A 12,264-nucleotide genomic window follows, 5' to 3' on the forward strand; every position below is an offset into this window, starting at 1 on the left:
GGGTGGGGGGCGTTGTGGGCAGGGTGAGCTGGTAGAGCGTAACGGGCCAGTTCATGGAAGGGGCTCCGCCAAACGCGCCGCTATGGTCAACCTGACTGGCCGTGACATACAGATGTCCCTTGCCGTCCAGCCCCGGTGTTGTGGGCCAGCGCAGGCGGTCATCGGTTATCAGCCTGCGCGGAATACGCCCGGTGGTGTAGCTCTGTATGCTGCCGGTTGTGATGTCGGACCAGTAGAGCGTGCCATCCGAATCAATAACCAGCCCGCCGAGGCTGGGTGTTTTGAACCACTGGGTCACACTTTCCTCAAACGCGGCGGGGGTAATGTGCGGGTCGTTGAAAATGCCGGTATCAATGCGCGAGAGGTAGCCACCCGGCGGCTGCACCACAATCCAGCTTCCATCCGGGCTGACCGCGATCATGCTGGCATCCATAGCCACAAGTCCGCCATTCGGATGGTGCAGCGGGCCTTGCGGGGTCATGATGGGGCGGGTGGCTGTCAGCGCTGGGTGACGGTCGAGAAAGCGGCGGCTTATGCCTGTGTCCAGATCAACAACCAGAATGGCGCCTACGCCGGAATCCGGCACATAGGCGGTGTGATCATGCACCGCTACGCCCGAGAGAATGCTACCGGGTTGCAGGGCGTCGGCCTGAATGGGCACGCTACGCACCACTGCGTTGCTGGTGGGGTCTATTTCCAGCAGTCTGGGCGCGGCTTTGGGGGGCTGTTCACGCTGGGGCACGCCACTATCGAGCACCCATAGTGTGCCCTGTGCGGTGCGTGTCAGACCGGCTGCGGCAATAATGGGCTTAGCGGCTGTGTCCTGTGTGGGGGCATCCGGTGCGCTGCTGCTTTGTGCCGTATTCCACATCGCGGCGGGCCAGGGAGCTGTTGCGCCATCGGGCGTGCGAATGAAAAGCTGCGGCCCGCTATTGCCCAGCCATGCCGGAGCTTCCAGCACCATGCGGCCATCGGGCAGGGGCAGCACGGCATCCCAGATATGGTCGGAAGATTGCATGAAGGGCGTTAAGGCCTGAGGCCCCAGTTCGGATTCCTTGGGCATGTGCAGCGCCCATGCCTGCGGGCCGGTGGCAAGGCAGGCGAGTGCCGCAGCAAGAACACCCAGCCGCCGTGTTGCAGGGCGGCGGGAAAAGCGACGGCGGGAGGCTGTATCAGGCATTGGGCGCGCGATCCACGTAACGATTGCGAAGATGGGCAAGATAGGCATCAGCACCCAGAGGCGCGCCGGTGGCATCCTGCACGATCTGCCTGAGGGCAACACTGCTGCCGCGCCCATGCACATGAGTGCGGAGCCAGCCCAGCAGGGGGGCGAAATCGCCCTGCTCAATGGCAGGCAGGATAGCAGGCACCTGTGCACAGGCTGCCTGACGGAGCTGGGCCGCCGTCATGGCCCCCAGTGCATAGCAGGGGAAGTAGCCGAACAGTCCGGCAGGCCAGTGAATATCCTGCAGGCAGCCCTGCCGGTCATCCGGCACGCGCAGGCCGAGCAGGCTGTGTATGCGCTCATTGAACGCCTGAGGAAGCTCGGCCAGCGGCAGATCGCCGGAGACCAGCGCTTTTTCCAGCTCGTATCGTGCGAGAATATGGGCCGGGTAGGTCACTTCATCAGCATCCACACGGATAAAGCCCGGCTCTACATGGATAAGCTGGCGGTGCAGGGACTGTGCATCCCATCCCGCTGCGTTTTCCGCTACGTCGAATGCCTGACGCAGGCGCGGTGCCAGCCAGCGTGTGAACGGGGCAGAGCGGCAGAACTGCATTTCCATGATAAGCGACTGGCTTTCATGCAGCGTCATGCCGCCGGACTGGCCCACGGGCTGGGAAATCCACGCATCGGGCAGCCCCATTTCATACAGGGCGTGGCCGGTTTCATGCATGACACCCATCATGGCGGGAATGAAATCATCCTCGCGGTAGCGGGTGGTCAGGCGCACGTCATGCGTTGCGCCGCCGCAGAAGGGGTGCAGGCTCACATCAAGTCGCCCGCGTGTGGTGTCAAATCCCATGCGCTGCATCAGCTCGCGGCCCAGTGCTTCCTGCCGGGGTAGGGAAAACGGGCGTTGCGGGGCAGGGGATGGAGGTAGGGCTGCCTGTGCTTCCAGTGCGGCGGCGGTCAGGGCGGGCAGCTCGGCGCGCAGGCGGGCGAAGAGCGGGTCAATATCGGTCTGCCGCGTGCCGGGGTCGAAGGAATCGAGCAGCGCATCATAGGGGCTCAGGCCGCAGGCCTCGCCCGTGGCGCTGGCTATGGCGCGGGTCAGGTTCAGCACTTCAGTCAGTGCGGGAAGCAGAGCCTTGAAGTCGCTGTTCTGGCGGGCATCACGCCAGGCGATTTCGCATAGTGTGGTGGCCTGTGCGTGGGCTTCCACCAGATCCTGCGGCAGGGCCGTGGCGCGGGTGTGCTGGCGGCGCATGGCGGCAAGGTTGGCGCGCTGCCAGTCCGTCTCGCCTGCTGGTGCGCTGGCGGGTTGATCAGCCTCGGCCTGATCCAGAAGGTCCGCCATGATGGGGGCCGTCAGGATTTCGTGACGCAGCCCTTCGAGCATGGCCAGATTTTCCGACCGGCGCTCAGCCGCGCCCGAAGGCATCATGACTTCCTTGTCCCACCCCAGCAGTCCAATGGCGTCCTGCAGGGAGGCAATACGGGCGAAATGGCGCTCAAGCGCGAGATAGGCCGTGTTCATGCGATACAATGTACAGCATCCGCCGCCCGGACGGAATGGACCGTAGGGCGGAATTTTCCCCTTCCGATCGCGTTACGGCAATGACCGGGCGGTATGGGTCGCCTACCGCTCGGGCAAAAAAGCGGTGGGGTATGGCTGAATAATGCGGGGCAGGGAGCGCAAAGCCGGTTGCCCCGTGCGGCGGCTCTTCTATGATACGGGTATGACACGACTTTCCCCCGAAGGAGCCACGCCCGCTATGGCGCAGTGGTTCATGCTCAAGGCTGAAAACCCAGAGGCCCTGCTGTTTTTTCGCATGGGCGATTTTTACGAACTGTTTTTTGATGACGCCGTTACGGCGGCTTCAGCCCTTGATATCGCGCTGACAGCCCGTGGCACCCATGGGGGGGAGCCTATCTCCATGTGCGGCGTGCCTGTGGCCGCTGCTCCGGCCTATCTCGCACGGCTGATCCGGCGCGGTTTTCGTGTGGCCGTGGCCGAGCAGACCGAAACGCCCGTCAAGGGGCGTCCCTCCAAAGGTCCGCTGGCGCGTGCTGTGGTGCGGCTGGTAACGCCCGGCACCCTGACAGAGGACGAACTGCTTGAACCCGGCCGCTCGAATCTGCTGCTGGTGCTGGCCGGAGGGGCCGGGCGCGGGCGCAAGGCCAAGGAGGGCGAAAATCTGGGGGCGGCGTGGATCGATGTCTCCACCGGTGTGTTTGAAACCGCCAGCCTGAGCGCCAATGCGCTGCCTGCCCTGCTGGGGCGGCTGGATGCGGCGGAAATTCTCGCACCCGCAACGCTTGATCTGGCGGATTTTACCAGCCGCCGTGCACCGGATATGGCACCGCCCTCAGTGGAGACAGCGCGCGAGCGTCTGGCAGCGGCGTTTGGTGTTGCCAGCATGGATGCATTCGGCACGTTTTCGGATGAGGAAAGCATCGCCGCCGCTATGGCGGTTGAGTATGTGCGCCGCACGCAGGCGGGGCGTCTGCCGCGTCTGGCACGGCCAGTCACGCAGAATGAGAGCGGTATTCTGGGCATAGACCCGGCAACCCGTGCGAGTCTCGACCTGCTGCGCGCGCGTGATGGCGGTACGGATCATACGCTGTTTGCGGCTATTAACCGCACCGCCAGTGCGGCGGGCGCGCGCCTGCTGGCGGAGTGGCTGGCCGCACCCTTAACCCAGCCTGCCCGTATTGCCGCGCGGCAGGAGGCATGGGGCTGGCTGCGCGAGCAGACTGTCAGCCGGGAAGGGTTGCGTGCAGCCCTGCGCAAAGCCCCCGATATTGCCCGCGCACTGGGCCGCCTGTCTGTCGGGCGGGGGCAGCCGCGTGATCTGGCGGCAATGCGTGATGGCATTCAGGCCGCGCGCGAGGCGGGGAATGCCCTGCGTGATGCGGGAGTGTTGCCGCACGAGCTTACGCGTGTCGGCGCTTTTCTGGGTGTGGCCACCGGGCTGGAACAGCAGTTGGGCCACGCGCTGGTGGAAAATCTGCCCGCCAGACTGGATGATGGCGGGGTGATTGCGCCGGGCTACGATGCTGAACTGGATGAGCATCGTGCCCTGCGTGATGATTCGCGCCGCCTGATTGCCGCCATGCAGGCCGAATACGCCGCCCGGTATGGTGTTACGACTCTCAAGATACGCCATCACGCGCAGCTTGGTTACGTCATGGAAGTGCCGGTGGCCGCCAGCGCACGCCTAAAGGACCGGGCCGAACTGGTGCTGCGGCAGGGCACGGCCAGCAATGCGCGTTTTGTGACGGAGGAACTGGCTAGCCTCAATACACGGATAACCGAGGCGGCGGAGCAGGCTGCCCGCCGGGAGCGCGCCGTGTTTGGCGCTCTGGTAGAAGCTGTTCTGGCGGAGGCGGACCTGCCGCCTCTGGCTCAGGCGCTGGCGGAGCTGGATGTGTTCCAGTCCTGCGCAACTCTGGCGGCGGGCGGCGCCTGGTGCACCCCGCATGTAACGGAAGATACGGCTTTTGTTCTCGAAGGTTGCCGCCACCCGGTGGTGGAGGCAGCCCTGTCTGCGGGCACGCGGTTTACACCTAATGACTGTCGCCTACCGCCCGAACAGCGCGTGATGCTGCTGACAGGCCCCAATATGGCGGGTAAATCCACCTTTCTGCGGCAGACGGCTCTGGCGGTCATTCTGGCGCAGGCGGGTTTTCCGGTTGCAGCGGAGCGGGCCAACCTCGGGGTGGTAGATCAGCTTTTCTCGCGCGTCGGGGCATCGGATGATCTGGCGCGGGGCCGTTCGACCTTTATGGTGGAAATGACCGAAACAGCCGCCATTCTCAATCAGGCTGGGCCGCGCTCCCTGGTGGTGGTGGATGAAATCGGCCGGGGCACAGCAACGCTGGACGGGCTGGCCATTGCATGGGGCGTGCTGGAGGCGCTGCATTCGAGCGTGCGGTGCCGGACCATTTTTGCAACGCATTTCCATGAACTGGCGCGACTGGTCGACACCCTGCCACGCCTGAGCTTGCACACCATGGGCGTGCGCGAATGGCGTGGGCAGATCGTGTTCCTGCATGAAGTGCTGGCAGGCACCGCCAAAAAAAGCTGGGGTGTGCATGTAGCGCGGCTGGCCGGGGTGCCTGTGCCGGTTGTGGAGCGGGCTGCGCGGTTGCTCAAGGAGTTGGAGCGTGCTGAAAATACAATACCTGAGCCGCTTCCCCTTTTCGACACGCAGAAGACATTACCCCCTCCGCCGGAAAATACGTTAAGAAAACGATTAATGGAAACCGACCCTGATAGCCTGACCCCGCGCGATGCTCTGGAGCTTGTGTATGCCCTGCGCAAGGAAGCCGAGCGGACGTAAGTTTCAGGCCATGGTCGGCCATGGACAGCCCAGCCCCGAAACAGACAGTTTCTAGCCCCCTACAGGATCCGAACCCGAAGCCCGATGTCCACTTCTTCCGCACACGCTGCCTCTGGGCAGCAGCCTGACATGGCCGTACTGGCGGCCTTGACGCCAGAAGCCCTTGCCGCGTGCCTGACCCGTGAGCTCAGAGACGCCGCACGTGAAGAAGCGGTCATTCCCGAGCGGGAAGAGGCCGTGGCGATCTTTCGCCGTTATCTGGGCCGCTATCAGGCCGACATCCGCAACCGTTTCGAGCGCTATGAGCTCAAAGGTGCGGCAGCCGCCAAAATGATCGCGTCCTTCACGGATGTGATGCTGCGCGCCATCGTGGACCTTGCCATGCGCGCGACCGAGATGGTGGGGCCGGATAATATGGCCATGCCCGTGGGCGGGCTTACGGGCTTTTCCATGGCGGCCACCGGTGGCTACGGGCGTGGCCTGCTGGCGCCGTTCAGCGATATTGATCTGCTGTTCCTGATTGCGGACGATGCCGGTGAGCGGGTGCACCCGCTGATCGAATACGTCCTGTATTTCCTGTGGGATCTCGGGGTGAAAGTCGGGCACGCTACCCGCACGGTCAATGAGTGTATTACCGAGGCCGCCGCCGATACCACCGTGCGCACAGCCCTGTTGGATGCCCGCCTGCTGGCGGGTGATACAGCGCTGTTTGCCATGTTCGAGGCCCGCTACATCCTTGCCTGTGTGGAAGCCGGCGTGGGTGGTTTCATTCAGGACAAGCGGCGCGAGCGGCTGGAGCGGCACCGCCGTTTTGGCGACAGCCCGTATCTGGTCGAGCCCAATATCAAGGAAGGGCGCGGTGGCCTGAGGGATCTGCAGACCCTGTACTGGATGTGCCGCAACACGTTTGGCACGCGCCACGTCAAGGACCTGCTAGCCCCCGAATTTATCTGGATGGGCCTGTTGACGGAGCAGGAAGCAGCGCGCGCACGCCGTTCATGGGATTTCCTGTGGACCGTGCGGCTGCATCTGCACTACGTGGCGGGCCGGGCGGAAGAGCGCCTGACCTTTGATACCCAGCCCGTTATTGGCGCGCGCATGGGTTATACACGCCACGGCCGCCAGAATGGTGTCGAGCGCTTCATGCGCCACTACTTCCTGACCGCGCGTGAAGTCATGCGCCTGACGCATGTGCTGGAGCCTGCCGTGCTGCGGCAGGCACAGGGGCCGGTGGCGCATGCCGCCAAGCCTGACGAGGCCATGCGTGAGGCCGGGTTTACGCTGCTGGATGGGCAGATTCTGCCTGATCGGGGCGTGTCGTTCGACCGCGAACCCATCAAGATGATGCAGATTCTGGACTGGGCGCGCCTGCGCCGCCGGGCCCTGCACCCTCTGGCCCGGCATGAACTGATCCGCTGGGAGCGCCGGGCCACAACCCTGCGTGACGACCCCGAGGCCGCGCGGATCTTTCTCGACCTCCTGTGTGGTGACATTCCGACAGAAGAGCCGCCGCGGCCCCGCCGCCGCCTGCTGGGTTCTATCCTGCCTGCGTCAGCCCCAGCAGAAGAGCCGGGTTATGCCGTCTCCTATGGCAATCATCCGCCTTCGGGTCATTCGCACTGGCTGCATATTCTCAATGAAACCGGCATTTTCGGGCGTCTGATCCCTGACTGGGCGCGTATTGTCGGGCAGATGCAGTTTGATACCTACCATGTCTTTACGGTGGATGAGCACACGATCGAAGCTGTGCGCATCATGGATGAAGTCGTGGCCGGGCGCATGGCGGATGAAATTCCCATCGCCTATGAACTGGTCAAGGGTCTGCATTCACGCCGGGCGCTTTACATGTCGGTGCTGCTGCATGACGTAGCCAAGGGGCGCGGTGGCGACCATTCGGAAATCGGGGCGGAAATCGCGGCTGATCTCTGCCCGCGTCTGGGTATGTCGGGCGAGGAAACCGAGACGGTTTCATGGCTGGTTCTGCACCACCTGCTGCTCAGCCATACAGCGTTCCAGCGCGATATAGATGACCCCAAGACCATTCTGGACGTAGCCGATATCGTGCAGTCACCCGAGCGCCTGCGCCTGCTGCTGCTGCTGACAATCGTGGATATGCGCGCGGTCAGCAGCAAGGTGTGGAACGCATGGAAAGCCACCCTGCTGCGTGAGCTTTATGTGCGTGTGGCCGAAGTGCTGGCGGGCGGTCTGTCCACCACCGAGCGCGATGTGCGCGTGCGCCACGCCAAGGATATTGCGTCGGAAGTGCTGACCGAAGACGGTCTTTCCCGTCAGGAGATCGACCGCTTTCTGGGGCTGGGTTACGCGGGGTACTGGCTGTCGTTCGATTATGAGACGCACCGCCGTCATGCCCGTCTTGTGCGTGAGGCCGATGCCGCCGATGCCCCGCTGACGGTGGACGTGCTGCCCTTGCCCGCACGCGGCGTGACGGAAGTGACTGTCTATACCGTGGACGTGCCGGGCCTGTTTTCCAAAATTGCCGGAGCACTGGCGCTTGCCGGGGCATCGATTGTCGATGCGCGTATCCATACCATGACGCATGGCATGGCGCTTGATACGTTCTGGATTCAGGATACCTCCGGGCAGGCCTATGAGGAGGCGCATCGTCTGGCGCGCCTGTCCGCACTGATCCATCAGGGCCTGAGCGGGGAGTTGGATATCGAGGCGGAAATTTCCCGTGCGGGCTTTGGTCACATGCCATTACGCATGCGCGCTATTCATGTGCCACCGCGTGTGGTGGTGGATAATGGTGCGTCCAACACCTACACGGTTATCGAGGTGAACGGACGCGACCGGCCCGGCCTGCTGCATGATGTGACAGAGGCCATGAACAAGGAAAACCTGCAGATTGCCTCAGCTCATATTACCACCTACGGTGTGCGGGCTGTGGACGTGTTTTACGTCAAGGATCTGTTTGGCCTCAAGATCACGGACAAGAAGCGGCTTGAGGAAATCCGCGAGCGTCTGCTCGCCGGGTTGAAAGAAGCCGAGGCCGAAGCCTCGGCGCAGGCGGCGGCGCGCTACTCCGCCTGATTGTCACGCCTCAGTTCGGGCCTTGTGGCCCGGGCTGGCGCTGGATAGGCCATGGTTCAGCCCCGCACGTAGCTGTTTGCCCTCGCTGCTGGCGGGGTCAATCAGCCCGTGGCGCAGGAACAGGTCGATCAGCACCAGATTGACGTTGAACTTGAATTCATCCGTATCCCGCACGATGCGCAGGGCTTCCTCGATCGGCATCAGGGTGAAGGATTCCACCTCGCCATCAGCAGCGACAGGGGTGAAATCGGTCGGCAGATACAGGTCGTAGCAATAGAGCACGTCACGCCGCAGGCCTTCGGGCCTGTCCAGTGCGTAAACGATCCGTCCTGTCCCTTGCGCGCTTGCAATTAGCGCGGGGGTTATGCTGGCCTCCTCGGCGGCTTCCTTGATCAGGGCTTCATCCGGTGTGTGTCCGGCGGGAATGCCCCCAGCAACCAGATGATCCAGCTTGGCCGGGTCCAGCCGCTTGTTGGCGGCGCGCCGCCCTGTCCACAGATGCAGGCCTGAGTCCGTGCGCACCAGACCGTTCATATGCACACCAGCGGCCACCAGGCCGAAAAGCGGCAGGGCACCACGGTCTATGCGGGCAATGGCGGGGCAGTCCACATCGGTTGCGACATCGAACAGCTCATGATGCGAGGTATAAAAACCCTCGGCGGCAAGCTGCTCGCCCAATTGTTCGAGATCTGCCGGGTCGGGCAGGTTGAACCCATCGGCCGCGGAGCCAAGGCCCGCCTGTGTCAGGCGGCTGAACAGGGCAGGGGTGATCCACCCGGCAGCAACCCCCGCAAGGCGGAATGGGGCGCGTGTGGCCGCAGGGTTGGCCGTGTTGCACTGCTGCAGATGTCTTAAAAAGGGAGAGGGATTGGAAAGCATGAAAAATCCTGTTGTCCCGCATGGTAGCCGGGTGTGGCGGATAGGCAGGGTGGTGCGCCGGAGCAGCGTACAGGGTGCTGAAAAAATCTGTTATCCGGTGTGATTGCCGATGTGGCAAGGCTTTGGGGGCTTGCAAAAAAGCGCTGGCGTGTCACATCCACAGAATGTCTCGTTCGCGTCGCGCGGTGTCCGGGCCGCTTCAGAAACCCGTTTCCCTTACATATGCCCGTCTTCTGCCCTATCTGTGGCCCAGAGGTGATCTGGCGCTGCGCGGGCGGGTGGTGCTTGTGCTGCTGGTCATGCTGACGGGTGAGCTTGTCACGTTATGCGTGCCGCTGGTTTACAGTCGGGTGGTTGACCGCTTCGTGCATCCATCCAGTCTGGCCATGGCGCCGGCTGCGCTGATAATTGGCTACGGCCTTGTCAGGCTCATATCTGCGGCCCTGACCAATCTGCGCGATGCCTTGTTCGCACCTGTGCGCTTTCGGGTGGCGCGGCAGGCGGCGTATCGCAGCTTCCAGCACATGCACGACCTGTCACTGCGGTTCCATCTGGACCGGCGGACAGGTGTCGTTACCCGCGCCATAGAGCGGGGCACGGAGGCGGTGGAGACATTGCTGCGCATGCTCATGTCCATCTCCCCCACCATCTTGCAGTCCGTTCTGGTGCTGGCGGTTATCGGGCATCTGTTTAGCGGGTGGTACGTGGTGCTGGTGGCGGGCATGATTGTTGCCTACATCCTGTTTACGGTGCGCTTTACAACGTGGCGTCTGGGTGTGCGGCGCAAGATGAACGAAACCAATAGCGAAGCCACCGGCAAGGCGATGGACAGCCTGCTCAATTACGAGACTGTCAAATATTTCGGCAATGAGCTGCATGAAGCCAAGCGCTATGACAGCGCACAGGCGCGCTATGAGAAAGCCGCGCTGACAACGCAGTATTCGCTCGGCCTGCTCAACTTCGGGCAGGCGGCTATCGTGGCTATTTCTCTGGCCGCCATCATGCTGCTGGGCGGGCGGGATGTGCAGAGCGGGCACATTACGGTGGGCGAGTTTGTCATGCTCAACACCTACCTGCTCCAGCTTTATGGACCGCTGAATTTTCTTGGGTCGGTCTATTCAGGTATCCGCACGGCGCTGGTCGATCTGGAGCACATGATGGGGCTGGTGGACGAAAGCATAGAGGTGGCGGACCCCGCGCAGCCATGCTCCATGGCCACGCGCCTGTCAGAGGCAGGCCCGGCGGAGGTCGAGTTCCGAGATGTGCGCTTTGGCTACCGGCCTGAGCGTGAAATCCTGCACGGGGTCAGTTTTGTAGCGGCGCCCGGTAGCAAGGTGGCGATTGTAGGCACAACGGGGGCGGGTAAATCCACCATCAGTCGTCTGCTGTTCCGCTTTTACGATGTGGCTGCAGGCAGTGTGCGGGTTGATGGGCACGATGTGCGCGATTACCGTCAGGCCGACCTGAGAGCCGCCATAGGTGTGGTGCCGCAGGATACGGTGCTGTTCAACGACACCATAGGCTACAACATTGCCTATGGCCGTCTGGGCGCCACACAGGATGAGGTTGAGCAGGCGGCGCGGCTCGCGCAGATTCATGATTTCATTCTCTCCCTGCCAGAAGGCTATGCCACGCAGGTGGGAGAGCGCGGGCTCAAGCTGTCCGGTGGGGAAAAGCAGCGCGTCGCTATTGCCCGGACGATTTTGAAAGACCCACGCGTTCTTGTGCTTGACGAGGCCACAAGCGCGTTGGACACACATACCGAGCAGGAAATTCAGGCTGCCCTGAAAACCGTTTCGGCCCGCCGCACCACGCTTGTTATTGCCCACCGACTATCCACAATTGTGGATGCGGATGAAATTCTGGTTATGGAGCATGGGCTTGTGGTTGAGCGGGGCACGCATGAGGCGCTGCTGGCCGCTCAGGGGCGCTACGCAGGCATGTGGGTTGCCCAGGCAGGCGAAGCCGCCGCGGAAGGCTGAAAGAAGAACCCCGCCCCGAATCCGGGTGGGGGTAGAGGAGTGAAAGAACATGGCGGATACTTCATCTCAGGATACGGCAGCGCCTGCGCATCAGGCGGATGTTCCTGAAGATCTGGCGCGTTGCGCCATGGTGATCGAGCATGCCATCGACCATCTGCGGCAGGAAAAATACCCGCCGCTGGCCGTGGCCTCGGCTCTGCTGGGTGGCGCGCTGGGGGTTCTGGCCCGCAGCGCGGACAAGGACACTATCCTGCGTATCCTCGACTCTGCGGCCAGCAGCGTGCGCTCGGGTGATGTCCATGCTTCCGTAAAGGCGGAAGATGGCCATGAAAGCGAGAAAGCCTGAGGTAAACCCTTGACTGGAAGCGTTGGCTAAGTCATAAGCCGCGCCAATCCCGAATGTGGTTGCCGGGTTCTGTCTCGGCCCTCTGTTCCTACTATTTTTGTTAAGACAAGGATGAGACAATGTCCCGTCGTTGCCAGATCACCGGCAAGGGCGTGCTGACCGGAAACAACGTCAGTCATGCCAACAACAAGACCCGCCGCCGCTTTCTGCCCAACCTGCAGGAAGCCTCCCTCATGTCCGAAACGCTCGGTTCTTCCGTGCGTATGCGCGTGACGGCACGTGGCCTGCGTACCATTGAGCACAATGGCGGGCTTGATGCCTTCCTGCTAGGTACGGCCAACCGCAAGCTCCCGACCGAAGCGCTCGTGATCAAGCGCCGTCTGCAGCGTGCTCAGGCCAAGAAGCAGGCTGCTGTTAGCGCCTGATTTCAGAGGTTCTGCCGTGTTCGGGCCGGGCTGTGTCTCCATGTGGGGCGCGTCCGGCCCGTGCGGTTAA

Annotated in this window: 8 protein-coding genes; 5 read left to right on the top strand and 3 right to left on the bottom strand. The window is 62.8% G+C overall.

Going from position 1 to position 12,264, the window contains the following annotated elements; all coding sequences use genetic code 11:
- The coding region (locus ABF757_RS05290; protein ID WP_415481240.1) for an SMP-30/gluconolactonase/LRE family protein at window positions 1–1,180 on the bottom strand (1,180 nt) is incomplete at its 3' end.
- The gene (locus ABF757_RS05295) at window positions 1,173–2,702 is read right to left on the bottom strand and encodes a carboxypeptidase M32 (RefSeq protein WP_415481241.1); all 1,530 of its coding nucleotides are present in this window, start codon (window positions 2,700–2,702) and stop codon (window positions 1,173–1,175) included. The genes ABF757_RS05290 and ABF757_RS05295, both read right to left, overlap by 8 nt.
- A 202-nt stretch (window positions 2,703–2,904) precedes the next feature.
- Between ABF757_RS05295 and mutS the strand changes: the two genes are divergently transcribed.
- Together mutS and ABF757_RS05305 are read left to right on the top strand one after the other, a co-directional pair.
- Entirely contained in the window at window positions 2,905–5,511 is a 2,607-nt protein-coding gene (gene mutS, locus ABF757_RS05300; protein WP_415481242.1) for a DNA mismatch repair protein MutS, read from the top strand.
- 84 nt (window positions 5,512–5,595) lie between these two features.
- Window positions 5,596–8,562: a [protein-PII] uridylyltransferase gene (locus ABF757_RS05305; protein ID WP_415481243.1), complete on the top strand. Its 2,967-nt coding sequence runs from the start codon at window positions 5,596–5,598 to the stop codon at window positions 8,560–8,562.
- A gap of 3 nt (window positions 8,563–8,565) precedes the next feature.
- On the opposite strand, the gene ABF757_RS05310 is transcribed toward ABF757_RS05305, so the two are convergent.
- Window positions 8,566–9,441: an NUDIX hydrolase gene (locus tag ABF757_RS05310; RefSeq protein WP_415481244.1), complete on the bottom strand. Its 876-nt coding sequence runs from the start codon at window positions 9,439–9,441 to the stop codon at window positions 8,566–8,568.
- 164 nt (window positions 9,442–9,605) lie between these two features.
- Between ABF757_RS05310 and ABF757_RS05315 the strand changes: the two genes are divergently transcribed.
- The 3 genes from ABF757_RS05315 to rpmB all read left to right on the top strand — a co-directional run bounded on the left by ABF757_RS05315 (window position 9,606) and on the right by rpmB (window position 12,194).
- Window positions 9,606–11,423 (top strand): ABCB family ABC transporter ATP-binding protein/permease, encoded by a 1,818-nt coding sequence (locus tag ABF757_RS05315; RefSeq protein WP_415481245.1) that lies wholly within the window; start codon window positions 9,606–9,608, stop codon window positions 11,421–11,423.
- A 49-nt stretch (window positions 11,424–11,472) separates the two neighbouring features.
- Window positions 11,473–11,769 (top strand): hypothetical protein, encoded by a 297-nt coding sequence (locus ABF757_RS05320; protein ID WP_415481246.1) that lies wholly within the window; start codon window positions 11,473–11,475, stop codon window positions 11,767–11,769.
- Between the two features lie 119 nt (window positions 11,770–11,888).
- Complete coding sequence (gene rpmB / locus ABF757_RS05325; RefSeq protein WP_025860040.1) at window positions 11,889–12,194, top strand: 50S ribosomal protein L28; 306 nt, start codon at window positions 11,889–11,891, stop codon at window positions 12,192–12,194.
- Window positions 12,195–12,264: the final 70 nt, after the last annotated feature.

Source organism: Acetobacter papayae (assembly GCF_047721125.1).
Taxonomy (GTDB): domain Bacteria; phylum Pseudomonadota; class Alphaproteobacteria; order Acetobacterales; family Acetobacteraceae; genus Acetobacter; species Acetobacter papayae.

What these genes read in the sequence shown, in the direction of transcription:
- ABF757_RS05295 (WP_415481241.1), bottom strand. Translation starts at nt 2,702, where the DNA reads ATGAACACGGCCTATCTCGCGCTTGAGCGCCATTTCGCCCGTATTGCC.
- mutS (WP_415481242.1), top strand. Translation starts at nt 2,905, where the DNA reads ATGACACGACTTTCCCCCGAAGGAGCCACGCCCGCTATGGCGCAGTGG.
- ABF757_RS05305 (WP_415481243.1), top strand. Translation starts at nt 5,596, where the DNA reads ATGTCCACTTCTTCCGCACACGCTGCCTCTGGGCAGCAGCCTGACATG.
- ABF757_RS05310 (WP_415481244.1), bottom strand. Translation starts at nt 9,441, where the DNA reads ATGCTTTCCAATCCCTCTCCCTTTTTAAGACATCTGCAGCAGTGCAAC.
- ABF757_RS05315 (WP_415481245.1), top strand. Translation starts at nt 9,606, where the DNA reads ATGTCTCGTTCGCGTCGCGCGGTGTCCGGGCCGCTTCAGAAACCCGTT.
- ABF757_RS05320 (WP_415481246.1), top strand. Translation starts at nt 11,473, where the DNA reads ATGGCGGATACTTCATCTCAGGATACGGCAGCGCCTGCGCATCAGGCG.
- rpmB (WP_025860040.1), top strand. Translation starts at nt 11,889, where the DNA reads ATGTCCCGTCGTTGCCAGATCACCGGCAAGGGCGTGCTGACCGGAAAC.